Origin of the sequence: Algivirga pacifica (assembly GCF_039543525.1) — a bacterium.
Classification (GTDB): domain Bacteria; phylum Bacteroidota; class Bacteroidia; order Cytophagales; family Flammeovirgaceae; genus Algivirga; species Algivirga pacifica.
Map to the genome: position 1 here is coordinate 15,832 of NZ_BAABJX010000052.1, position 23,763 is coordinate 39,594.

The 23,763-nt window shown below is 38.2% G+C and carries 19 protein-coding genes; 8 read left to right on the forward strand and 11 right to left on the reverse strand.

The window, feature by feature from the left end; all coding sequences use genetic code 11:
• The first annotated feature begins 325 nt into the window (after positions 1-325).
• Complete coding sequence (locus ABD985_RS16370) at positions 326-2,611, forward strand: PAS domain S-box protein (RefSeq protein ID WP_345373602.1); 2,286 nt, start codon at positions 326-328, stop codon at positions 2,609-2,611.
• Here the strand turns inward: ABD985_RS16370 and ABD985_RS16375 are convergent.
• Complete coding sequence (locus ABD985_RS16375) at positions 2,574-3,344, reverse strand: alpha/beta fold hydrolase (RefSeq protein WP_345373604.1); 771 nt, start codon at positions 3,342-3,344, stop codon at positions 2,574-2,576. The two genes, ABD985_RS16370 and ABD985_RS16375, sit on opposite strands and share 38 nt — an antisense overlap.
• A gap of 145 nt (positions 3,345-3,489) precedes the next feature.
• On the reverse strand, positions 3,490-4,848 hold the full coding sequence (locus tag ABD985_RS16380; RefSeq protein WP_345373606.1) for a saccharopine dehydrogenase C-terminal domain-containing protein: 1,359 nt from the start codon (positions 4,846-4,848) through the stop codon (positions 3,490-3,492).
• Positions 4,849-5,090: 242 nt separating this feature from the next.
• Here ABD985_RS16380 and cdd point away from each other — a divergent pair, with 242 nt between their 5' ends.
• Complete coding sequence (cdd, locus tag ABD985_RS16385) at positions 5,091-5,588, forward strand: cytidine deaminase (protein ID WP_345373608.1); 498 nt, start codon at positions 5,091-5,093, stop codon at positions 5,586-5,588.
• A 92-nt stretch (positions 5,589-5,680) separates the two neighbouring features.
• On the opposite strand, the gene queA is transcribed toward cdd, so the two are convergent.
• Positions 5,681-6,727 (reverse strand): tRNA preQ1(34) S-adenosylmethionine ribosyltransferase-isomerase QueA, encoded by a 1,047-nt coding sequence (gene queA, locus ABD985_RS16390; protein WP_345373610.1) that lies wholly within the window; start codon positions 6,725-6,727, stop codon positions 5,681-5,683.
• A 174-nt stretch (positions 6,728-6,901) separates the two neighbouring features.
• On the opposite strand from queA, the gene ABD985_RS16395 reads away from it, so the two are divergent.
• A complete protein-coding gene (locus ABD985_RS16395) occupies positions 6,902-8,314 on the forward strand; it encodes an ATP-dependent DNA helicase (protein ID WP_345373612.1) in 1,413 nt (470 codons plus the stop codon).
• Between the two features lie 116 nt (positions 8,315-8,430).
• Here ABD985_RS16395 and ABD985_RS16400 read toward each other — a convergent pair whose 3' ends face one another.
• The 5 genes from ABD985_RS16400 to ABD985_RS16420 form a co-directional block, all read right to left on the reverse strand.
• Positions 8,431-9,009 carry a non-canonical purine NTP diphosphatase gene (locus ABD985_RS16400; RefSeq protein ID WP_345373614.1) on the reverse strand — a complete coding sequence of 193 codons (579 nt, stop codon included), beginning with the start codon at positions 9,007-9,009 and terminating at the stop codon, positions 8,431-8,433.
• 156 nt (positions 9,010-9,165) lie between these two features.
• Positions 9,166-9,744, reverse strand: a complete 579-nt coding sequence (locus ABD985_RS16405; protein ID WP_345373616.1) for an FKBP-type peptidyl-prolyl cis-trans isomerase — start codon at positions 9,742-9,744, stop codon at positions 9,166-9,168.
• Between the two features lie 3 nt (positions 9,745-9,747).
• Complete coding sequence (locus ABD985_RS16410) at positions 9,748-10,677, reverse strand: FKBP-type peptidyl-prolyl cis-trans isomerase (RefSeq protein WP_345373618.1); 930 nt, start codon at positions 10,675-10,677, stop codon at positions 9,748-9,750.
• 184 nt (positions 10,678-10,861) lie between these two features.
• Positions 10,862-12,202, reverse strand: coding sequence for an FKBP-type peptidyl-prolyl cis-trans isomerase (locus tag ABD985_RS16415; protein ID WP_345373620.1), 1,341 nt, complete (start codon positions 12,200-12,202; stop codon positions 10,862-10,864).
• A gap of 429 nt (positions 12,203-12,631) precedes the next feature.
• Positions 12,632-13,660 carry a DHH family phosphoesterase gene (locus ABD985_RS16420; protein ID WP_345373622.1) on the reverse strand — a complete coding sequence of 343 codons (1,029 nt, stop codon included), beginning with the start codon at positions 13,658-13,660 and terminating at the stop codon, positions 12,632-12,634.
• Between the two features lie 175 nt (positions 13,661-13,835).
• Between ABD985_RS16420 and ABD985_RS16425 the strand changes: the two genes are divergently transcribed.
• Positions 13,836-14,465: a uridine kinase family protein gene (locus ABD985_RS16425; protein ID WP_345373624.1), complete on the forward strand. Its 630-nt coding sequence runs from the start codon at positions 13,836-13,838 to the stop codon at positions 14,463-14,465.
• On the forward strand, positions 14,458-15,159 hold the full coding sequence (locus ABD985_RS16430; RefSeq protein ID WP_345373626.1) for a potassium channel family protein: 702 nt from the start codon (positions 14,458-14,460) through the stop codon (positions 15,157-15,159). The genes ABD985_RS16425 and ABD985_RS16430 overlap by 8 nt, the downstream gene beginning before the upstream one ends.
• 152 nt (positions 15,160-15,311) lie before the next feature.
• Here ABD985_RS16430 and ABD985_RS16435 read toward each other — a convergent pair whose 3' ends face one another.
• Complete coding sequence (locus ABD985_RS16435; protein ID WP_345373628.1) at positions 15,312-15,557, reverse strand: hypothetical protein; 246 nt, start codon at positions 15,555-15,557, stop codon at positions 15,312-15,314.
• Complete coding sequence (locus tag ABD985_RS16440) at positions 15,529-16,131, reverse strand: RNA polymerase sigma factor (protein ID WP_345373630.1); 603 nt, start codon at positions 16,129-16,131, stop codon at positions 15,529-15,531. The genes ABD985_RS16435 and ABD985_RS16440 overlap by 29 nt, the downstream gene beginning before the upstream one ends.
• 615 nt (positions 16,132-16,746) lie before the next feature.
• On the opposite strand from ABD985_RS16440, the gene ABD985_RS16445 reads away from it, so the two are divergent.
• Entirely contained in the window at positions 16,747-17,193 is a 447-nt protein-coding gene (locus ABD985_RS16445) for a nucleoside deaminase (RefSeq protein WP_345373632.1), read from the forward strand.
• Positions 17,194-17,331: 138 nt separating this feature from the next.
• On the forward strand, positions 17,332-18,321 hold the full coding sequence (locus tag ABD985_RS16450) for a hypothetical protein (protein WP_345373634.1): 990 nt from the start codon (positions 17,332-17,334) through the stop codon (positions 18,319-18,321).
• A 114-nt stretch (positions 18,322-18,435) separates the two neighbouring features.
• Here ABD985_RS16450 and mutS read toward each other — a convergent pair whose 3' ends face one another.
• A complete protein-coding gene (gene mutS / locus ABD985_RS16455) occupies positions 18,436-21,015 on the reverse strand; it encodes a DNA mismatch repair protein MutS (RefSeq protein WP_345373919.1) in 2,580 nt (859 codons plus the stop codon).
• A 394-nt stretch (positions 21,016-21,409) separates the two neighbouring features.
• Here mutS and ABD985_RS16460 point away from each other — a divergent pair, with 394 nt between their 5' ends.
• A complete protein-coding gene (locus ABD985_RS16460; RefSeq protein WP_345373636.1) occupies positions 21,410-23,734 on the forward strand; it encodes a GAF domain-containing protein in 2,325 nt (774 codons plus the stop codon).
• The last annotated feature ends 29 nt before the right edge of the window (positions 23,735-23,763 follow it).

Below are 23,763 nucleotides of genomic sequence, written 5' to 3' on the forward strand. Positions count from 1 at the left end.
CCTTTCATGATTCAGTTTGTTGAAGTAAATGGGAAATTTTAAAGAAAACTTTTCCTTAAAGTTTTATCTTAAGAGTATTCGTTAATATTTATTACCATACAAAGGTTAATGAGAATGTATCTACCATCCAATACCACAAGACTTTTAGGTAATGTATTTATGGAGATTACATTTTTGGTGGTAGGATAAAGTCACAGCCTACAATATAAAGGTAGAAGAAGTAGTTTTATAGGTAAACAATATTAATAACCCAGAAAACCAGTCTCCCCTTCGTATACCTTTTGAGGAGGGAGTAGAAATTCATAACCCTATTGCATTCACTTTCATGAAATTATCATTAGAGTTTCGGTTTGTAGCATCCTTGGTACTTATAGGAGTGATGGCTCTTATGGGAGTGATTACCTTCGTGAAGCTGGAACACCGTCAGGAACGTTTTATTATTGAGCAGGTTATTCAGCAAGAATATCAACTATCAGTCTTACCGATTTATCTGAAAGAATACGAACGAACCAAAGAGCGGAGTTTATTGCTGAAAGTCAAACAAGAGGCAGATCATCTTAACTATGAACTTCAGCTATTTCAACAAGGAGGGATACTGCTATCAGGTAGACAGAAGGTACAAATTGTTCCATTTATGAATGAAGAACTAAATACTGCCTTACAGCGGTATTCTACATTGTATGGGGACGTGTATCAAGAGTTAAGTGATTATTGGCTAAAGGAATCAAAGTGGTCCAATGAGGAAGGAGCTATTGATGTTAGTATTGGAAAGTTTTCTGATATAGTAGATCAAAAAATAAGTGGAGTTTTGAGTATGAACAAAGTACTCAAGAATCGTTTGGATCAATATATTGACGGGAAGGCCCAGCAGTATCTGATTCTGAATGGACTGATGTTTTTACTAACGACATTTTTGCTATTCTATCTTTACCGCCAATTATATGGGCAATTGATTGAAAAAATTAGTGAATTGAGAGGAGGGTTGATGGCGATGACTCATGAAGATGGCATTTCACTGGAAGCGATGGATGTTAAAGAAAATCTGCAACAGATTGAAGAGGGAACGTTAGCATTGGAAGGGCTACTTTCAGAAGTCGATAGACATATTGCTAGTTTAGGTAAAGGAGAATTTACGTTACAAGTATCAGACACACTGAAAAGTCATTTTTTAGGACATACGCTACAAAGTGTAGGCAATGCGTTACAGCAACTGGAGGAACATGATCGACATACTAAGTGGCATGCGGAGGGTATGGCTGCCTTAGGGGAAATGCTCAACAATACAGAAGCCAAAAGTGTAGAGGAAGTTTGCCTGGACTTTGTGAAATTTATGGTTTTACAATTGGGGTGTAACCAAGGGGGAGTATACCTTAAGGATAAGGAGCAGCAATTCTTTGAGTTGAAAGGTTGTTTTGCTTATGGAAAGAAAAAATATATAGAGAAGGTACTGGAGTGGGATGAAGGGTTGCTAGGACAGGCAGCAGAGGAAAAACGTTTGTTATTGTTTAATCATGTACCTGATGGATATATTGAAATTACTTCAGGTATGGGGGAAGCAACAGCTTCTTGTTTGGTTATTTGTCCTATTATGAGTGAGGGAGAGGTCTTAGGAGTGATAGAGCTAGCTTCGTTTACAGCCTTGGAATCTTATCAGACGTATTTTCTGGAGGAATCCTCTGAGCGGATGGGGAAAACACTGACTTTACTTTATGCCCATAGACATACGGAAACGCTATTAAAATCGAGTATGCTTGTGAATGAACGTTTGCAAGAACACGAGACACAACTACTCCATAACGAAGAGGAATTAAAAAAGACAAAAGAGACTCTGCAACAACAATACTTACAATTACAGGAGGAAGATGTACTCAAGAAAAGTATTCTTGAGGCGATTAGTCAGCACACTGCTTGTGTAGAGTTAGACATGGAGGGACGTATTATTGAGGTAAATGATATGTACTTGGCCATGACAGGTTATCAGAGAGAAGAGTTATTGCAACAATATGAAAAAACTTTGGTGCCTAAGGAAGATCTGGAAGGACAATATGAGTTGATATGGGAGAGCCTTAAAGTAGGGCAGTCAATTTCCGGACAATATAGAAGGTCGCATAAAAAAGGAAAGTTGCTTTGGGTAGAAGGTACATACAGTCCTATTCGTAATAGTCAGGGAGAAACCTATAAGGTAATTCAGTTTGCACAGTTTACGACAGAAGATGCCGAAAGGAAAAAATTGGATGAAGAGAAACTAAAGTGGCTCAGAGAAGAATGGCCTATTTTGGAACTGAATAAGGAAGGTGCTGTACAAAGGGCAAATGCAGCGTTTGTTAGTGCCTTTGGTTTTAGTCGTAAAGATTTAAGACAGCTAAATTTCACGGATTTATTGGTAGAGGAAGAGGCACAGCAAAATCTGAAGCTCTTGTTAGAGGAAGCCTTTGGAGGGGAGGCTATAGAGATAACAACCTTCTTTTCTACAAGTAAGGAAGAAATTAAGGCCTACCAGTTAAAGTTATTACCTGTAAAAGATTTAGGCCATCAGATACATATGGTGATGGCCTTATTGAAGGATGTGAGTATTACTCACAATAAGATACAAAGTTCTTCAGTTTCTTAAGGGTTAAAGAAGGAGCCTCCAACATACCCATATGCCCTACTTCTGCAAGAAGATGAACATGGCTATCCATTGGGAGGTGACATTGTGCTAAACTATCTTCCAAGGGAACGGCCTTATCTTCTTTACCTATAATAAACAGGATGGGAATATCAGTTAAAGAAAGTACTTCACTACGGTCTTTTCTTTTTTTCATGGCTTGTGCGGCCCTAATGAGTCCTTCCTGGGTGTTGTTTTTTTGGGCCGTAGCAATCAAATGTTCAATACTACTAGCATGTGTTTTTTTGAACTCTTCTGAGAAAAGATTCGGGATCATACTCCGTATAAACTTGTTCGACCCTTGTTCCTGAATGATTTGACAGGCTCTGTCTCGGTTATTCTTTTTTTCTTCTGAATCGGCATAAGCCGTAGAATGAAAAAGTACAAGGCCCCTAAGCATATATGGGTAGTTTTCTGCAAATGCTAGGGAGATGTATCCTCCTAAAGAATGTCCGATAAGGATAAAGTCAGTAATCTTTAGGCTTTGTAAAGTTTTTTGTAATTGGTCAGCGTAATCAGGAATACTGTTCGTTTCATCAGGAAGTACACTTTGGCCTGATCCTGGTAGGTCTACACAAATAACACGATAAGTATTGGATAAGGCAATACTAAAATCATCCCATATTTCTTTGGATTCACAAAAGCCATGAACGAAAACAAGTACAGGGCCATTGCCCTTATCAGTATAAGCAAGCATGTTGAAATCAGTCTTTGATCATAAGAAAGGTTTAATGTAAGAAGGTCGTAGTTTAAAAACCACGACCTTTCTTATTTTCCTGTGCTTTTATTATTGACCTCTTGTAGCTTATCAGGAAGAAATAATCATTAATAATCAACCAGTCTTACATTACTGGTAACTCAGAGGCCAATTTTACTTCCTTTTCGATAAAGCGTACTCCCATAGGTTCAAGCTTATCAAGTACCGGAAGATAAATTTCTTTCTTTACTGGAATTTGAACACCAGTAAGGGAAATTTTTCCTTCCAAAAGAAGTTCTGTAGCTACGGCAATAGGTAATCCAACAGTTTTGGACATAGCCGTTTCTATAGCGTCCTCTCCTTGTATCACCATATCAGCTGTGTGAAGGTATAGCTCTCCTTCTTTCTTATATTTTACCTTATGGTGCATGACAATCATATCCTTGTCATTAGGATCCAAGGTCCAGCTTTCTTCTAGAATTTTCTGTAGAATCTGTGCGGGAGTAGCATTTTTAATACCGACTTTGGTATTGCTGAATATATTCAGTGAATGCAGTTTTTCGATAACATCTGAATCCTGATCCAGCTTCAGGTAATACATTAATTTTAGCTCTACAGAATCATGTGCATTATAAGCAAGGAAGGAGTTGATAAAGTCTCTGTACGTCATGTCTTCTGAGCCTTCCATAATGTAACTATCATCTGTAGCTCCCAATTGTACAAAAGCATCCCAGGCACGGCAGAAACCTGGACGACGCAATGTCCCTCGATAGATAGTTGGAATACCCTGTAGACCATATTTGTCAACATAGCTCAAAGAATCTCGATTGGCATAGCCTTCAAAACGACCATACCCCTCAATATCGATTAGCTCGGTACGACGGAACAACTTGTGGTAAGGGATGTATTTGTATCTTCCGTTATGACGGAATTTTACAGCACCTCCATGTCCAGCGATGACAACGTTTCTAGGGTTCCAGGTGAACTTGTATTTCCAGGGGTTATTCTCGCTTTCAGGAGCGAGTAATCCTCCAGTAAAGGATTCAAAGGCTTCCAGCTCATACCCATTACTTTTTGCCTGCTCAATCATTTTCATGGCAGACATATGGTCAATGCCTGGGTCCAGTCCGATTTCATTGAGTAGTAATACGCCTTTTTTCTGAGCCTCTTCATGCAGTTCTTCCATTTCTTTGGAAACATAAGAAGCTGTAAGCATATGTTTGCCGTATTGTACACATTCTCGGGCAATCATGGTATGCATGTAAGCAGGAAGCATGGAGATAATGATATCTGCCTTTTGAACTACTTGCTGTCTTTGCTTTTCGTCATGAACATCAAAGAAGATGGCTGAAGCGCAATCAAGCCCCTTTGTTTTTTCTTTGGCTAGCTCCAGATTGTACTCCCCCACTGTAATATGCCACCCATTTTTTGGGGCACGTTCTATTAAATAATTGATCAAGGAGGATGCTGACCTACCAGCACCAAGGATCGTGATATTTTTCATGTTGTTGATGGTTGTTCGTAATTATAATTAGAATCCCACTTTTCAAAATGAGTGTGAAGCATGTCTACTGTAATACAAACACTCAGGAAAAATAAGAATTGATATAATTATATTGGTTAAAATGAATGTTCTGTTTAAAAACGTTCGTAAGATGTATTTTTGGTAATTATGGTCAAGGCATAATAAAAAAAATAATTGATATGTTTATAAAGACCTAAAACGAATACTTGAATTAAAGTCTTATGCCAGAGAAAATTAATTATACCATACAGCTAGAGAGATATACTTCTTTGGAGGAGTTGCCAAAAGATTATCAGCAATTGGTCATTAAGGCAAGAGAAGCTTCTCGAAATGCCTATGCTCCCTATTCTTCTTTTTATGTAGGAGCTGCAGTGCAGTTGGAGACAGGAGAAATTATCTTGGGAAATAATCAGGAAAATGCAGCCTATCCCTCAGGGATGTGTGCGGAAAGAAGTGCGATGTATTGGATAGGAGGAAATCGTCCAGGACAGAAAATTAAGGCAATTGCCGTGGTAGCAAATAATCAACAAAAACATGAGTTTGTTGCTATTTCACCTTGTGGCGCTTGTCGACAGGCATTATTAGAGTATGAACATAAGCAAGAACAAGCCATTGCTATGATTATGGAGACCGAAAACCATGGATTTTTGGTGGTAGATAGTATTCGAAGCCTTTTGCCGGTAACTTTTGATCAGGAATCTCTACTGGGAGATGAATAAAAAAAGGTTATCGTTTATTGGTTACCGTTTATAAATAATGAACGATAAGCAATAAGCGATAACCAATAACCAAACGGTTTGCTGATACGATACTAGATAATCAACATCGCATCTCCGTAAGTAAGGAAACGGTATTCTTCTTTTACAGCTTCTTCATAAGCTTGCATTACTAGCTCATAACCACCAAAGGCAGCAGCCATCATCATTAGCGTAGATTGTGGCTTATGGAAATTGGTGATCAATGAACGACAGATCTTAAAGTCATATGGAGGGAAAATGAACTTGTCTGTCCATCCCTCATTTGCTTTGAGTAGGTTAGAGGCTGATACAGAGGTTTCCAACGCTCTCATCACAGTGGTACCTACAGCACATACATTCTTTTTCTCACTCAAAACACGATTGACAATATCTACAGTAGGTTGAGGAACCTGAAAGTTTTCGGAGTCCATCTTGTGCTTTGTCAGATCTTCTACGTCAACTTCTCTGAAAGTACCCAATCCAACATGTAAGGTTACTGGAGAAATATCAATACCCTTAATCTCTAATCGCTTAGCGATCTGAGGCGTAAAGTGTAACCCTGCTGTAGGAGCAGCTACAGCACCCTTTTTGTCGGCAAAGATAGTTTGGAAACGCTCCCTATCGGAATCTTCAGCATCTCTGTTAAGATCTTTTGGTAGAGGAGTTTCTCCTAGCTCATCAATGGTTTTGTAGAACTCTGCATCATCCCCATCAAATAAGAAACGGATAGTACGACCTCTTGACGTAGTATTGTCAATGACTTCAGCGACTAAGTTGCCATCGCCAAAATAAAGCTTGTTACCCACACGAATTTTTCGGGCAGGATCTACCAATACGTCCCACAAGTGTGACTCTCGGTTCAATTCTCTTAACAAGAATACCTCAATCTTGGCTCCTGTTTTTTCCTTGTTACCGTATAGACGAGCTGGAAATACTTTTGTGTCATTGACTACAAACACATCTCCTTCGTCATAATAGTCTACAATGTCTCTAAATACTTTGTGCTCTATCTTACCAGTATCTTTATGGATGACCATAAGTCTGGATTCGTCCCTGTTTTCCGTAGGGTATTGAGCAATTAATTTATCCGGAAGAGTAAATTTAAATTCAGATAACTTCATTCTGAAATTTTGATTTATATGGTTTATACACCAGAATGTTTTTCTAGGCTAAAGAACAAGAAACAAAATTAATAAATATCTCTGTATTTTTTTGAAAAGTAAATATTTTTTTATTAAAAGCACTCCTGTTGATTTTAAATCAATGTAAGAAATAAGTTCCACGACAACAATTATATGTTACCGTCAGATTATATTTTACAAGAATTTGGCTTTTCACCTACGGCAGGTCAGGTAAAGCTAATGAAAGCTTTAAATGACTTTATTCTGGATAAGAATAGTCCTCGATCCGCATTTGTATTAAAAGGATATGCCGGTACTGGTAAGACCAGTATGGTGAGCGCATTGGTAAAAGTATTGAAGCATTTTCAGTACAAGCCTCTGATGTTAGCCCCTACAGGTAGGGCTGCAAAGGTGATGTCTTCCTATGCCTTACGCCAGGCTTTTACGATTCATAAAATTATTTTTAAGCAGACGGAAGATCCAAATACCGCTCAACTAAAGTTTAAGCGACAGAAAAACTATTATACCAATACCTTATTTATAGTTGATGAGGCTTCTATGATCAACGATGCGCAAGAGTATGGAAGTAATGGGTTGCTTTCAGAGTTGATTAGTTTTGTATATGAAGTTCCGGAGGCAGGGAATAAATTGATGTTAGTAGGGGATATCGCTCAGCTACCTCCGGTACATCAAGAGCTTAGCCCGGCATTGGATCCTGTATACCTGGAAAGTCAATTTAAGCTTTCTTTGGGTGTACAGGAACTAACCCAAGTAGTTAGGCAAGCCAATGATTCCGGTATTTTGCTCAATGCTACAGGTATCCGAGAGGTCTTATCGAGTCAGCAAGCAGATATAAAGCTACAAACCAAAGGTTTCAAGGATGTTTTTCGCATGACAAGCGAGAAGCTGGAAGATGGCCTTTTATATGGATATGATAAGTTTGGGATAGAAAATACGGTCATTATCTGTAGGTCCAATCGAAATGCGACCATGTATAATGAATACATTCGTCGTAGAATACATTTTAGGGAAGAAGAAATAGAGGTAGGAGACTTCTTGATGATCGTTAGGAATAACTATCATTGGTTACCAGAGGATTCTCCGGCAGGTTTTTTGGCTAATGGTGAGTTTGTAGAAGTAACTCGGGTAAGAGGAATAGAAGAGACCTTGGGATTTCGTTTTGCCGACCTGACGATACGACTTTTGGACTATGACAATCATCCTTCAATTGACGTCAAGGTACATTTGAATACGCTACATTCTTATACGCCCAATCTCAATCGGGAAGAGAATATGCAGCTCTATGAAGAGGTGGTGCAGCAATACGACGATGTAGAAACAAAAGCGAAGCGTAATAAAATGATTCGTCAGGACCCTTATCTCAATGCCCTTCAAGTGAAGTTTGCTTATGCACTCACTTGTCATAAATCACAAGGGGGACAGTGGGATGCTGTGTTTGTGGATCAAGGCTTTTTGAGGGAAGATGCGATTGATACTGATTTTATTCGATGGCTATATACAGCTGTTACCAGAGCAAAGTCAGAGTTGTTCTTTATGAACTTTAATCAGCGCTTTTTTGGACAGTAAACAGTGATCAATTATTAATTTTCAATTTTTAATTATTTGCCTATCACTATGCTTATCTACTCGATAGATAGTCGCCTCATTAAAAATTGAAAATTAATAATTGAAAATTAAAAGCATTATTGCTTTTTAAGGAAGTCAATCAACTTATCCACAGCTTTCCCTCTATGGCTAATCTTGTTTTTTTCTTCCATACTGATTTGAGCAAAAGTTTTGTCATATCCTTTCGGTTGGAAGATTGGGTCATAGCCAAAGCCTTCGTCTCCGGTTTTTTCAGTGATAATATCACCTTCTGCAATTCCTTCGAATTGATGGAACTTTCCATCTAATACTAGAGTAATGACTGTTTTGAAACGGGCACTACGGTCTTCTTTACCTTCAAGGTTTTTTAGGAGTAGACTCATATTGTCCTCACTATCTTTTTGTGGGCCAGCATAACGAGCAGAAAGCACCCCTGGTTCTCCATTGAGGGCAGTGACCTCTAAGCCTGTATCATCGGCAAAGCAGCTTACCTTGTAGCGTTCCCAGATATAGGAGGCTTTCAGCTGGGAGTTTCCTTCAATAGTGGGTTCGGTCTCTGGAATATCCTCTGTGCAGCCAATGGCGTCTAGTCCTACAACTTCATAAAAACCGTCAAGTTGCTTACGGATTTCTTTGAGTTTATTGGCATTATTGGTAGCGAAGCAAATGGATTTCATATCGATTAAAGTTTATAAGATCTACGTAATATATTTTTTTCATACCGCTACGCGGCTTATGTTAATTTTAATTGCTTTGCAATTATGAAGATATAAAAAAACTGGAACCCCATAAGGAGTTCCAGTCCGTGTGTACGAATTATTGTACAGATATTTTTACTGCTTAATAAGCTCGTCTACTTTAATGTCGAATACCAAAATGGCATTTGCAGGAACCAAGCTACCGCTTCCAGCATTTCCATAGCCTAGCTCAGAAGGAATAAAGAAACGTGTAGAGTCTCCTTCTTTCATCAGGCGTAGGGCTTTTTGCCATCCTTGAATAACAGGATTATACTTGAAGGTTGAGGTAGTGTCACTCGTCACTGTTAAAACAGGGATTCCTTTGGCTATATCTGCTGAATCCAAGACCACCTCAAAAGGATTATCGGTGAGTACTGAGCTATCAAACAGATCTCCATACAGTACCCATCCAGTATACTTTAGTCTCAAAGAGTCGTTGTCATCGGCGATAGCTGTACCACTGCCTTCTGTATGGTTGAAATAATAAATTCCATCCTCAGTACGATCGAAGGAGCTTCCCTCTACTAAATCCAGGTCAAACTCTAAGTGTGTACGGATAATACGATCCTCTCTTGCACTTCTTGAAAGATCTTCTAATTCTCCGTCATCCTCGCAAGAGGTCCCAAAAATTAATAGGGTAGACGAAAGTAAGCCAAAAAATAAGTGTCTTATCATTTTTTAATTAATATCCTTAAGATTGATTTCAAATACCATCGGAGTAACCGGAGGGAAAGAACTGTTTGGATTAAGTAGCCTTGGAATTTGTCCATATCCATAATGAGAAGGAATAAGGATAATAGCTTTTTCTCCTTTTTTCATGGTTTGTAGTCCCTCAGACCATCCTTTAACAAAGTTAGCATAAACAAACGGTACTTTCCAATCTGTATTGGAATCAAAAACTTGTCCAGACAAGAATTTTCCAGTATAATCTAGTGTTACGGTATCACCTTCTGCAATACTAGTGGTATCTGCAGTCTCTTCAAGGATAACCTTGTACACATCAGAGCCAGGGATAAGGTGTGTAGCGGCATTTTCTACTCCGAGAGAATCTTGCATATAGGTGATCAGCAGCTCGTCTTCATGAAAACGCTGCTCTAAAGTATCCCTTACTTCTAATACCTCTACTTCAGAACGGATAATAGCATTTGCTGGAACATCTATTCCATTAATCGTACCACTATTGCTGCCATAAGCCATTAAAGAAGGCATATAAAGCTCTGCTTTTTCGTTCTCATACAGGTTAGCAATACCATCGGACATACCATATAGAGGCGCTCCGTATCCATAGCCAAGAACAATAGTATAGTTATCTGACGAAAGGAAAGGAGTAGTTTCTAAGCTATCCTTATGAAATACCTTGTTGGAGAAAGCAATGTCCAGAATCTTACCAGTATATTCTGTAGAAATAGCGCCTTCTCCCCCTTCTAAAGTCACAATACGTACTCCCCCGTCTGTGCTACGGTAAGCGATTTCATTTTCGATCAAGAATTTATCAATGGTTTCTTTATCGTTTTCCAGAGAATCTTCAATGCTGTCGCTAAAGCAAGAAGTAAGAGCTCCCATCATGATAGAAGCTGCGGCGAAGTTTTTAAAAAGTTTGTTCATCATATTAAGCTGTTTGTTGTAAGTATCGTCTAGTCTTTTTTAAAAGGACCAAAAAAGGCGCCAAATAGTTGTAAGCCTATCTCAAAAAAAGTATAAGGCATAAATCCTATAAAATATTGGACGAAGATAAAAAAAAGACTGAATGCCCTAAAGTACTCAGTCTTAATTAGTTTAAATGTAGTGAACCTTATTGCTTCTTAATTCCTAGAAGCTCAACATCAAATTTCAATACGCTGAAAGGCTTGATCATCGCACCAGCCCCACGGCTACCGTAAGCCAAGTGTGAAGGAATAAAGAAAGTTGCTTTACTTCCTGTAGGTAGAAGAACTACACCTTCGTCCCATCCTTTGATTACACGGCCTTTTCCGATAACAGTAGAGAATGGCTGTCCTCTATCCAAAGAAGAATCAAATTTCTCACCACTCAACAAGGTACCTGTATAATGAATGTCTACAGTGTCACCAGGAGTAGGTTTTGTTCCATCTCCCTTTTCGGTGATTACATAATATAGTCCTGACTCTGTTTTTTGAGCATCAATATTATTTTCTTTCAGGTATTCCTGAATAAGTTGGTCATCGATATTTACGTGCTCTTTGACTTTTGCTTCTTGCTCTAGTCTACGCTTCTCTGCTAGGGCTTTTTGCTCTGCTTGATATTCTTCTTTGTTAAGAATATCCATCATTTCTACTTCAAATTTCAATATGCTAAAAGCACCAATATCTTCGCTCACACGCTGAGGTCCAAACGCTAATCCAGAAGGGACATAGATAGTTGCCTGAGAGCCTTTAGGAATCTGCTTGAACCCTTCGTCCAGACCTCTGATTTGCTGGCGGCCGATAGGGAATGTGACAGGCTCTTGAGGATCTTTACCTAAGGATTTTCCATCAAGGGTCATCCCTTTAAGCATCACTTTGATAAACTCATTGTTGGTTGGGATAGGGCCATCTCCTTTCTTATCAAATACGATATATACCCCGTTCTCTGTCTTGGTACCTTCCAGGTTATTTTCTTTTAGGTATTTAGCAATTTCTTCATCATCAAGGGTTTTATGTTCCTCAATTTTTGCTTTCATCTCCTCTTCCTGCTGCTTTTGCTTTTCTTCTGCTTCCTCCGGAGACATGATATCGATGATCTTTACTCCTAATTTAATATCCTCATTAGGTTGTGTGTATGGAGGGATTTGTGGTCCGAAGATCGTTTGTGACTTTTCTTCAAACAAAAGGCTATCGCCTTTGGCGCCTACACGGAAGATCTCTTTTAGGTAAGGAGAACCGCTACGTTCCAAAGCTACTCTTGGTGCTGAGATAGCATCTCTATCAGAAGCAAATAAAAGAGAGTCATTGGAATTATATACAGAGAAATGAAATTCTACAATGTCATTAACACCCGGTTTCTCTCCTTTAGTGTTGACTTTGTGATAATATTTATAACCTGATTTTGTGGTTTTCAGTTTATCAGCGTCGTTGCAGGCAGTAAAGGTCGTTGCCATCGCTGCCAATGCGATGATTGCTTGTTTTTTGTTTAGCATGTCCTTAATAATCTATAAAAATCTACTCTGTTTGCATTAAACCCCTAAACTACTATAAATCTTAAAGAGCCAAACGGCCTTAGTCGTTAAATAATAATAAAAAAAGGAGAAAACACTGTGTCCTAGTGTCTTCTCCTTTATTTGTTCATGATGTTTAATTGAGCTTCGCTCGTTCATGATGTTTAGTTGATGCTTATTTTCTTCTTATGAAGAATAACTGTTACACTAATAAATGACTCTGTTGAATTTCATTGCTTTGTAATGAGTTGAGCGAGCAAAGCCTCAGTTCAACTCACCGAAGGTGAAATTCAAGATGCCATGTAATGGATTCAACAAAACTGTTGAGCAAGTATGATGGTTACTTATCCAAACTGAATAAAACAACTAAACACTATGAACGAGCGAAGCTCAATTAAACACTATGAACATTTACTCGCTGACCGTTTGTTGAATTTCCTGTAGTGCTTTCTTGAAGATATCAACAGCTTCCTCTAGTGTGCTGTGGGGAAGTCTTCCGCCAGCGGCATTTTTATGTCCGCCTCCATTAAAATATTTTGATGCCATATCTGCGACAGAAACATCGCCAACAGAGCGGAGTGATAATTTGATGCCTTCAGAATCATCACTTTCTTTAAAGAGGGCAGCTACTTGTATTCCTGCAACAGATAATGCATAATTCACTAGTCCTTCTGTATCTCCAGTTTGAATATTGAAGCGATCACGTACTTCCATAGAAATACAAAAATACCCGGCTTTTAGCTCAGGGATAAAGGTAAGGTTTTCTTGAAGAGCATAACCCAAGAAGCGTAATCGACTTTCTGTATTATTGTCATAGACCAAGTTGTGAATCAAACTAGTGTCAATTCCTACTTCTTTAAGGTTGGCTGCAATTCTTAAGGTACGACTAGAAGTGCTAGGGAACTTAAAAGAGCCTGTGTCTGTCATGATACCTGCATAAATGCATTTGGCAATATCTTCGTCAATCTTTTCCAGACCATTGTCCATTTCAATAAACTCATAGATTAACTGTGCTGTCGCTGCGGCATTAATATCCCAAAGCTCAAAGTCAGCAAAGTCTTCTTTTCCTCTATGGTGATCAATAAGAACAATAGGTTTTTGCCCTACTTTAGTAGATAATAGATGACCAAGACCATCAATACGGCTAAGTGCCGAAAAATCCAGACAAAAATAGATATCGGCTTCTTCTAGCTTTTCTTCGGCCTTTTCTCGCTGATCTTTATGGGTGTAGATAAGGACGTCATCGTTGCCTTTCATCCAGAACAAAAAGCTAGGGTAGTCCGTTGGAGAAATGACCGTGGTGGTATGTCCACTTTTTTGAAGATATGAAGACAGCGCCAAGCAAGAACCTAATGCATCAGCATCTGGCTTGATATGTGGAAAAATAACCACCTTCTTTGGCGTTAATAAAATATCTTGTAGCGCTTTAAAATTATTCATATTCAATACGTAAATAATAAAGGGCAAAGGTCTAAAGTTTTCCCTATAATCACAAATATTTGAAAATTCCTGACGTATAACCTCCTATTCATCGCTCTTTTTTGCAAATGTGTTGAGTATATTTGTTGTTCTTTTATTAAGACAACGATCATTTACACATATACTAGTCATAATTATGAGGCCTTTTGTGGTTGGAATTACCGGAGGGAGTGGTTCCGGAAAGACATACTTTCAGAAAAAATTAACGGCAGAGTTAGGTGCTGAGAACCTATGTATTGTCTCTCATGACAATTATTATAGGACGATAGACCAGCAGCCTAAGGACAGCAACGGTGTCGAAAACTTTGACCGCCCGGAATCTATTGATTTACACTCCTATGCGGAGGATATTAAAAAGCTTAAAGCAGGGGAAGTGATCCAGCGTATGGAATATACCTTTAATAATCCTGCCTTGACTCCTCGTCTACTTACTTTTGAACCTAGGCCTATTATCATCCTGGAGGGCATTTTTGTTTTTCATAACAAAGAGGTCTCTGATTTAATAGATCTCAAGTTATTTGTAGATGCTAAACCTCACGTTCAGATTAAGCGTAGGATTATGAGGGATACTATGGAAAGAGATAGTGATTTGACGGATGTACTCTATCGCTATGAACATCATATTATGCCTTCTTATGAAAAGTATATAGCAATCCATAAAAATACTGTAGATTTGGTTATCTGTAATGACCACGGCTTTGATCAAGCACTGAATGTGGTGACTACTTTTTTGAAAAGCAAAATCGAAGAAAGGATTAATGAATAAGAAAATCGCAGTCATTGGCTTAGGGCATTTTGGTAGAGCGGTAGCTAGAAAGCTGTCAGCCCAAGGAGTGGAGGTGTTGGCTATAGATAGAGATTTAGAGTTAGTAGATGTTATTAAGGATGATGTTGCTTATGCAGTGGCATTAGACTCTACAGATATTAAAGCTTTAAAAGCTCAGAACGTTGTGGAAATGGACGCTATTCTAGTAGCGATCGGTAAAAATGTAGAAGGTCTTTTATTGACTACCGTTTTGTTGCAGGAGTTAGGAGTGAAGCGTATTGTGGCAAGAGCTGTGAGTACACAGCAAAAGAAGATTCTGGAGAAATTACAGGTCGAAGAAATTATTGATCCAGAAACGCATGTGGGGGGATTGGTTGCAGAACAACTTATTACTCCTGAAAGACGCTCCTTTATGGCTTTGCCTGATGGATATGAAATTGTCCAAATAAAGACTCCTACGCGGGTAGTGGGAAGTACAGTTGATGAAATTGACTTTCAGGACAACTATGACTTAAGATTGATAGGGCTATTGAGAGGGTATGAAGTGCCGGCTTTGGATGGTACATTGAGGATAGAAAAAGAAGAGCATCTGGTGGCGAACCCTCAACTGAATCTGGTATTAGCACCTACCGATATATTAATCCTTTATGGTAAGACATTGGATATAGAGACCTTTATTAAAGTTAATAAATAGCGAGCTTAAATTACTTGAGTAAAAGTAATAGATTGGTAGCTTTGAGGATAAAGGATAAAGGATAAAGGATAAAGGATAAAGGATAAAGGATAAAGGATAAAGGATAAAGGATAAAGGATCAGTTTTTCCTTTATCCTTTCTCTATTTATACTTTATTTGACAACGGAACGCAGCGACTTGGAGTAGGATAGAATCCTATCGGTCACTTCTTTGCTGGGTTTTTTCTCTATCGCTTGTATGGACTTCTTCAAGGAGAGAAGCCTAAAAAACTCTTCACAAAACTGATCATCCTCCATCAGTAGACGGCTAGCCTCCCTAGCTTCTTCCTGAGAACAATCATTGTACAGGTATTTAACTAATAAGTCTTGTTTACTGCTGTAATTTTGTAGTGTTGGCATGAGAATCTGAGCTTTGGTCCATCATCTTTCGCATGTTGATCAAAGCATAGCGCATTCTTCCCAAAGCCGTATTAATACTAACGTCTGTCGCTTCCGCAATTTCCTGAAAGCTCATTTGCATATAATGACGCATCATTAACACCTCTCTTTGAGAGTCAGGTAGTCTTTTGATCAATTCACGAACAGTTGAATGAGTTTCATTTTTGATTTTTAGCTCTTCGATGGAGTCCTCTGAGAATTCCAGGGTATTGAAAACGTTTGTGCCATCTTCCATTATAATAGTTGGGTAACGTTTTTGTTTTCTGAAATGATCAATTGCCATATTGTGGGCTATTCGGGAAATCCAAGGAAGGAACTTACCTTCTTCGTTGTATCTACCCGATTTTATGGTATTAATGGCTTTAATAAAAGTGTCTTGTAAGATATCCTCAGCCACGTATTGATCTTTTACAATAACAAGGATTGTGGTATAAAGCTTATTTTTATGTCTGTTGACAAGTGTTTCAAACGCCGCCTCATTTCCTTTTATGTATTGTCTGATCAGATCACAGTCACTAACACTATATTTTTTCATGGTAGATACATTTAGTTAACGATAGAGTAATAGTTGTATTGTCTTAAAGCGAGCATTATCAGAAAAAGTCAAATAAAGATTTGAAGTAGAAAAGTAACATGACTGGATTGTTTTGAAAACAGATTCCGTTAACGCTCATTTGTAAATTTTTGTAAATACTGCTGGAATTCAAATTTATTAATCTAATAATCCATGACATTCATCGAAAGTTGAGGGGGGTTGATCTAATCAAGGAGGTATTAAACAGTTGTCGTACCCTAAAAAGGTATTTTTCTGACAATTATTTGGACCTGCCGAAAGTTGGTTAAATCAAGAAGGAGCAGTGAGCTAAAAGAAGTGCACAGGGAGGTTATCTTGAAAAAGTACAATTTTAAGGAAGCTATTCTCTCACGATGGTATTATATCGTTGTAGTTTATTTTAAAATATTATTTGGCTTTATGTGTTAGTTATATTTGGTATTTAATGCATTTGCTTCCTTTGATTAACAAGTTGTGAAGTAATTGTTTATGGTTTGTGAATATCTATTCACTTAGTGCATTGAATTATTACTATTATTTGTGTTAGTCATATAGAAGGGGTGATTTTTATCTATAAATGAATAAGGAAAAGATTGTATGAAAATAGATATGGACGAGTATTATATGCGAATAGCTCTCGCAGAAGCGGAGAAAGCAGCTATTGAGGGAGAAATTCCAGTAGGAGCCTTAGTGGTAAGCCAGGGAAAGATTTTAGGTAAAGGGTATAATCAGGTAGAGCGCCTTAATGATCCTACAGCACATGCGGAGATGCTAGCCATCACCAGCGCAACGAATCACCTAGGGGGGAAGTATCTTAGTGAGTGTACTTTGTATGTTACACTGGAACCTTGCGTAATGTGTGGAGGGGCTACTTTTTGGACCCAGATGGGACGAATTGTTTTCGGAGCAAAAGACCCCAAAAGAGGTTTTATGCGCTTGACTCCAGAGGTAAAGCATCCTAAAACAGAGATTGTCTCCGGAGTTTTGGAGGAGGAGTGTCAAGCATTGATTCTAAATTTTTTCAAGTCTCTTAGAACATCCTAATAAGTAATTAGAATGGTGAAAAATATTTTAAAACTATTGTAAAAGAATGTTTTAATTATTTAACACGATCAAACTGCTGGATTAAAGCACTTATATTTTTTCTGACTAGAAAATTCGTTAAGCCAGCTTTAATCCATTATGAGAATTCATTCAAAATTATCTCTGCTTCCTCTTGTTTGCTTATTCTTAGTTCCTACTTTTCTTTTTGCAGATGAGAGTGGTCGTGAAGTTTCAGCGATTCTGAAAGAGCGGGAAACATCTGTTTCCGTAGTCTATGTAGAAAAAGAAAAAGGGAGAAAGTATCCTCGGGGATATAGGACACACTATACGCTTTACTTAAAGGAGTGTGATAAAAAAGTAACTATCGCAGATGGGAATACGAGTAAGTATATGATTAATCCCAATGGGTTCCAGTACTTAGGTGGTGTGGGATTTAAAGAAGGAAGTGCTGACTATAAGGAAAGGGTGTATTCTTTGGCGTATGAGGTATTGTTTGCTGTAGAAGGGAAGTATGATGCTATCAATACTTATGATAGAGGTGTTTTTTCTTTTGGTTTTATTCAAAATAATGCCAAGAAGGGAGAGCTGACAGCTTATATGAGTTACTTGAAAAATGAATATTACTCTCTTTATCAACGCTACTTTGAGCATAAAGGAATTTTAGTGGAGAGAGATGAAGAAGGAGCTGAAGAGGTCCGTGTATTAACTAAGGAAGGAGTTTTGTTGAGAGCAGATCAGGCTTGGGAGTATATGGCAACGGATATACAAGTAATAGGTTGCTTTATTGCGGCAGCTCATCATCCGGAGATTTGTAAGTCACAAAGACTTTTCTTACACCAGAAGTACAGTTATAATTTCTTATATAGCTCGTTTAGATTTAAGGGAGATTCTTATGACTGGAGGCAGTTTGTAGGAAATGATCAGCGCTTAATGGCAGCAATTATTACGTTATCTGTAAACTTAGGTGTACAAGGTGCTCGAGAGTTATTTCAGAAAGCGATTAATGAGGTAGGAGTACTCTATGACCTCCCGGAGGAAATCAGTGTGGATTTACTCCTCCGACAAGTAAGGTCTATTGGGAGAGATGCCAGAATTACTAAACGGATTAATTTAATTTTAGAATCATAGAAAAAAGCTGACTCATAAAGGGTCAGCTTTTTTCGTGTTCATGCTATTTAGTTTCTAAAGCAAAACAACTAAACATTATGAACGAGCGAAGCTCAATTAAACAACATGAACAAACTATTTTTTCTTTTGTAGTATGCTTTTAAGCTCATTGAGTTTCATCAATGCTTCTATAGGAGTAAGCGTATTGATATCTGTTTGATTTAAGGCTTCTTTTAGAGCTTCTCCTACGGGGTCTGCAGCATCAAAAATACTAAGTTGGTAATTGTTCTTTGGAATATCTTTTACTCTTTTTTGATGAGCAGCACGGTCTTTATCTTGTTCCAGATGTCCCAAAATTTCATTAGCTCTACTGACAATACTTGTAGGCATACCTGCTAGTTGGGCTACGTTAATACCAAAGCTGTGTGCACTTCCTCCTTTTTGAAGTGTTCTCATAAATAGAATCTTCCCATTAACCTCCTTGACAGAGACATTGTAGTTCTTGATTCTAGGGAAATCCTCAGTCAACTGATTGAGCTCGTGGTAGTGGGTAGCAAACAGTGTTTTGGCTCTGGATTTTTTATTGTTGTGTAGGTATTCTACAATAGACCAGGCAATAGAGACACCGTCGTAAGTACTAGTCCCTCTACCAATCTCATCCATTAATACTAGACTTCGATCAGATAAATTATTTAGAATACTGGCTGTTTCGGTCATTTCTACCATAAAAGTAGACTCTCCTCTTGAAAGGTTATCAGAAGCACCTACACGAGTGAATACCTTGTCAACTATACCAATATGTGCGCTAGAAGCAGGAACAAAGGATCCCATTTGTCCTAGCAAGACAATCAGGGCTGTTTGCCTTAAAAGAGCTGATTTACCTGCCATATTTGGGCCGGTAATGATCACAATTTGTTGCTGGCTATCATCCAGGAATATATCATTAGGAATATATTGTTCTTCAATAGGTAACAAACGCTCAATAACAGGATGTCTTCCCGCTTTAATGTCCAGCGCTTTGTCTTCACTAATAGACGGACGTTTGTAGTTATAGTTAATGGCATTTTGTGCAAAACACAAAAGACAATCGATTTGGGCTACTGTATGTGCATTTTGCTGTATCTGGCCAATAAATTCAGTAGCTGTAATGACCAGTTCCGTATAAATACGGTTTTCCAGTGCTTGAATCTGTACCTCAGCATTTAGAATTTTCTCCTCGTAGGTTTTAAGCTCTTCTGTAATATAACGTTCACTATTAACCAACGTAGATTTACGTATCCACTCTGAAGGGACTTTGTCTTTGTGGGTGTTACGCACTTCAATATAATATCCGAAGACTTTATTATAGCCAATTTTAAGAGAAGGTATTCCTGTTCGCTGGCTTTCACGCTCCACAATTTGCTGAAGATAATCCTTTCCAGAAAAGGCAATTTTTCGAAGTTCGTCCAGCTCACTATCCACACCACTACAAATTACACCTCCCTGATGAAGGTGCAGAGGAGGATTGCTTTCTAGTTCTGCTTCAATCTTGTGTGCCAAATGTTCACAAGGATGAAGGAGATCGCTGAGTTGCTGTGTGATTCCACAGGAGGTTTTGTGCAACAACTCTTTGATGGGTTGTGTGTTCTTTAGCGCTTTGAGTAGTTGTACCATTTCTCTTGGGTTGATACGGTTTACCGCTACTTTTGAGATCAGTCGTTCCATATCTCCAATCTGCTTTAGGTGCTGTAGCAGTTGGTCCATAAGTTCTTCCTCTTTGGAAAAGTACTCTACTGCATCCAATCGCTTATTGATGGCTTGCTTATCTTTTAGGGGTAATACGATCCATTTTTTCAATAGACGGCTCCCCATAGGAGTAATACTTTTGTCGATAATATCAATCAAGGAAGCTCCTCCCTCATGTTGAGGAGAAAGTAGCTCCAGGTTTTTGATCGTAAATTTATCAAGCCAAACGTATTGTTCTTCCTCTATTCTACCAATGGTAGAAATATGACCTGTTTGGTGGTGTTCTGTGACTTCCAGGTAATGAAGAATAGCCCCAGCAGCCGTGATACCTGCCGTCATTTTTTCAATACCATACCCTTTCAGGTTTTGGGTGCCGAAGTGCTTGGTTAATTTCTCATACCCAAAGTCAAGAGTATATACCCAATCATCTAACTGAAAGGTGGTGAAGGATTCTTGAAAATTATGCTCAAAGAGTGCTTTTGCTGTTCGGCAATAAATAACCTCCGAAGGCTGCAAGCTTTGAAGTAGCTTGTCTATATAAGTAACATCCCCTTGGGCGGTTAAGAATTCTCCGGTAGAAATATCCAGAAAAGATATTCCGGTGGTGTTTTTTTCGAAATGTATAGAAGCGAGGTAATTATTTCTTTTGACACTTAATACGTTATCATTAAAAGAAACTCCAGGAGTAACCAGTTCGGTAATCCCTCTTTTGACAATTCCCTTAGCAGTTTTAGGATCTTCTAATTGATCGCAGATAGCAACCCTTTGTCCAGCTCTGACCAATCGAGGAAGGTAAGAGTCTAAAGCATGGTGAGGAAATCCCGCCAATTCAATTTCGGAAGCACTACCATTAGAGCGTTTTGTTAGTACGATTTCTAGGATTTTGCTTGCCGTGATGGCATCTTCTCCAAACGTCTCATAAAAATCACCAACCCTAAACAATAACAAAGCGCCAGGATGCTTCGCCTTGATGGCATTGTATTGTTTCATTAAAGGTGTTTCTTTCTTCTTTACTGTCTTTGCCAAGGGATCTGAAGTTTATTTACCAGTAGATGATTGCTGCTTTATTATATAGTCATGAAGGTTGATGCTGTTAGATTTTGTTAGTCGTTTATAGACCTCGTATGAATTCATAGTCAGCAACAAGCTTAACTTGATGTACTATAGAAAGCAATTGTATTTATAGGGTAACCTTTGTCATTATATCTTGATAATGAGAAAAGTAAAATACTTTGCTTTGAAAAAAAGCGTTCAAAAATAATAAAAACATAAGCATTTTAACGATACTTATAAACAAATATAGTTAATCCCTGACCTGATTTAAAGTTATTGAGTTTTAACCCTATGTCTAACCTTCTGGTTAGATACTACGATAACTGTTTTTATGCTGCATTTTACTCATCTTTTTCATTATATAAAGCAATTATTTTTAACAAATACAGCTCAGAAATTATTCTGGGTAATCCTGTTTATTTCAGCAGGAAGCAGTATTGGTATTGGCGGCCTTTCTTATTGGTATGCATATCAGAACATGAGACAACTAGAGTTGGAGAAGCTTGAAGGAATCAGGAGGGAAAAAGAGCACTTACTAGGAAGCTATCTTCAAAAGCTAGAGGAGGATTTAACGTTGTCGGCTATAAATCCATTTTGTATCGAGATGGCTAAGGGGTTAAATCAGGGTTTTTTAGAAATAGACACCGTATTAAGTGAGAAGCAACAGCAACAAGATAAAGAGGATCTTATTGGCTTCATGAACGAAATGGTGTGGTCACGTATAGAGGACGAAAAAGTGTTACTGTCAGTAAAGGATTTTCCCACTTTAGGCAAATCAGCAGGAGTGCATTTGCAAGCAACTTATATGGCTAGGAATCCTTTTGGTTTATTTGAGAAGGAAATGTTGGATGTCTCTCCTTCTGATACGTTACTATATGATCAATGGCATCGGAAGTGTCATGCTTATTTCAGAAAATACAAGGAGGATAAACAGTACCATGATATTTTACTGGTCAATCCTAAAGGAGATATTATTTACTCCGTGAATAAACAAATAGATTTTGGAACAAACTTGTTGGCAGGGCCTTTTAAGGATTCACATTTGGCAGATCTATTTTTGAGGGCGCAAACGGCTTATGAGAATCAGGAAGATCAAACGGTCTTCATGAAAGATGTGCAGTTTTATACTGGAAATTATGGAATCCCCTTGATGTTGGCAGCAATACCAATAGTACATGAGCAGCAGGGGTATGGAGTATTGATTTTTTCATTAGATGAGATGCCTCTAAATCGATTGATGTTAGGAAAGGAAACAAAGGAAACAGAAGAGGCGACCTATGATGCTTACTTAGTTGGTAAAGATGAAATGTTTCGTTCTAGTCCTAGTTTGTTTCAGGAATCACTGGAGGAGTACGTACATGAAGTAATGGATGAAGCGTCTAGTGTGGAACTGTATCATCAGGTAAAAAAATACAATACAGCTGTACTGGCTCATAAGTTAGAGGGGGTAGCTCGTAAACACCTAAAAGAGAGAAAACAGCAGGCTATACAAGGAAAGAATTATCTTGGAGAAGAAGTGTTGAGTGTTTACACACCCTTAGAGTGGAAGGGAAATGAATGGGGTATTATTATAGAGCGCCCTTTGAGCGTGATACAGGAGAAGATGTCTCAATTGGCTTGGAGTATTGCTGCAGGAGTGATAGTGGTGGTTTTATTAGTAGCCTATATATCTATTTTTCTTATTTCCCCTTTGAAGAGGAGTTTAATGAAAGTGAAAGAAGTACTTCATCAGTTATTTATAGGAGAGATTCCTGAATATTTACCTCATGAGCAAACAGGGGATATTGGGCAGATTAAGGATACAATCAATAGTCTTGTTAAGCAACAACAAGAATACATACAACATCTCCATGGAATGTTTTCAGATGATATTGGAGCAATGGAAAAATCTCCTAGGTTAACAGGGGGATTGGGGAAAGTGCTTTATGATTTAAAGGAGAAGATTCATAAAACAAAGGAGAGGGAAAAAGAGCAACAATGGATGATAGAGGGGAAAGATTACTTCAGTACCTTGTTAAGAAGGCAAGATTGGAATGTCTCAACATTGTTGAATACATTTTTACCTGAGCTTTTACAATATGTAGGCATAGAGCAAGGTGCTATTTACATGGCAGATGAGACGGGCTTGGAATTAGTGAGCTGTTATGCAAGTCAACGTAAAAAGTATTTAAATAAACGATTTGCATGGGATGAGTCTTTGGTTGGAAGGTCTTATCAGGAGGAAGAAGTGATTTGCATTGATCACCTTCCAGAGGAGTATGGAAATGTATTACTGGGAGGTCGTCCAATAAAGTATCATAGCTTATTACTATTACCACTTAAAATCAATACTCAAGTATTAGGAGTTGTTGAGTTGTTGAGCGTACGTCAGGTGAAGGCTTTTGAGATAGAGCTTTTACAGCGAGTTTTAGAGATATTTACTGCAGCATTAAGCAACTTGTATCAGACAGAGCGTATCAATCATATGTTGGAACAGCAACAGCTATTGAATGAAGAACTGAGGGTAAGAGAAGAAGAGTTAGTACAAAGTACCGAGGAGATGCAAGTAACGCAACTTACTTTGTCAGAGCAAAGGAGTGCAATGGAAAAGAAGATAATGCTGTTGGAAAAAGAAGTTATAGCTTTGAAAGCTAAGCATGAGATCTCTGAGCTGTAAATAAAAAAGGTTAGCTATAAGAATAGCTA

Coding starts and splice junctions, on each gene's coding strand:
- ABD985_RS16370 (WP_345373602.1), top strand. CDS start 326: ATGAAATTATCATTAGAGTTTCGGTTTGTAGCATCCTTGGTACTTATA.
- ABD985_RS16375 (WP_345373604.1), bottom strand. CDS start 3,344: ATGCTTGCTTATACTGATAAGGGCAATGGCCCTGTACTTGTTTTCGTT.
- ABD985_RS16380 (WP_345373606.1), bottom strand. CDS start 4,848: ATGAAAAATATCACGATCCTTGGTGCTGGTAGGTCAGCATCCTCCTTG.
- cdd (WP_345373608.1), top strand. CDS start 5,091: ATGCCAGAGAAAATTAATTATACCATACAGCTAGAGAGATATACTTCT.
- queA (WP_345373610.1), bottom strand. CDS start 6,727: ATGAAGTTATCTGAATTTAAATTTACTCTTCCGGATAAATTAATTGCT.
- ABD985_RS16395 (WP_345373612.1), top strand. CDS start 6,902: ATGTTACCGTCAGATTATATTTTACAAGAATTTGGCTTTTCACCTACG.
- ABD985_RS16400 (WP_345373614.1), bottom strand. CDS start 9,009: ATGAAATCCATTTGCTTCGCTACCAATAATGCCAATAAACTCAAAGAA.
- ABD985_RS16405 (WP_345373616.1), bottom strand. CDS start 9,744: ATGATAAGACACTTATTTTTTGGCTTACTTTCGTCTACCCTATTAATT.
- ABD985_RS16410 (WP_345373618.1), bottom strand. CDS start 10,677: ATGATGAACAAACTTTTTAAAAACTTCGCCGCAGCTTCTATCATGATG.
- ABD985_RS16415 (WP_345373620.1), bottom strand. CDS start 12,202: ATGCTAAACAAAAAACAAGCAATCATCGCATTGGCAGCGATGGCAACG.
- ABD985_RS16420 (WP_345373622.1), bottom strand. CDS start 13,660: ATGAATAATTTTAAAGCGCTACAAGATATTTTATTAACGCCAAAGAAG.
- ABD985_RS16425 (WP_345373624.1), top strand. CDS start 13,836: ATGAGGCCTTTTGTGGTTGGAATTACCGGAGGGAGTGGTTCCGGAAAG.
- ABD985_RS16430 (WP_345373626.1), top strand. CDS start 14,458: ATGAATAAGAAAATCGCAGTCATTGGCTTAGGGCATTTTGGTAGAGCG.
- ABD985_RS16435 (WP_345373628.1), bottom strand. CDS start 15,557: ATGCCAACACTACAAAATTACAGCAGTAAACAAGACTTATTAGTTAAA.
- ABD985_RS16440 (WP_345373630.1), bottom strand. CDS start 16,131: ATGAAAAAATATAGTGTTAGTGACTGTGATCTGATCAGACAATACATA.
- ABD985_RS16445 (WP_345373632.1), top strand. CDS start 16,747: ATGAAAATAGATATGGACGAGTATTATATGCGAATAGCTCTCGCAGAA.
- ABD985_RS16450 (WP_345373634.1), top strand. CDS start 17,332: ATGAGAATTCATTCAAAATTATCTCTGCTTCCTCTTGTTTGCTTATTC.
- mutS (WP_345373919.1), bottom strand. CDS start 21,015: ATGAAACAATACAATGCCATCAAGGCGAAGCATCCTGGCGCTTTGTTA.
- ABD985_RS16460 (WP_345373636.1), top strand. CDS start 21,410: ATGCTGCATTTTACTCATCTTTTTCATTATATAAAGCAATTATTTTTA.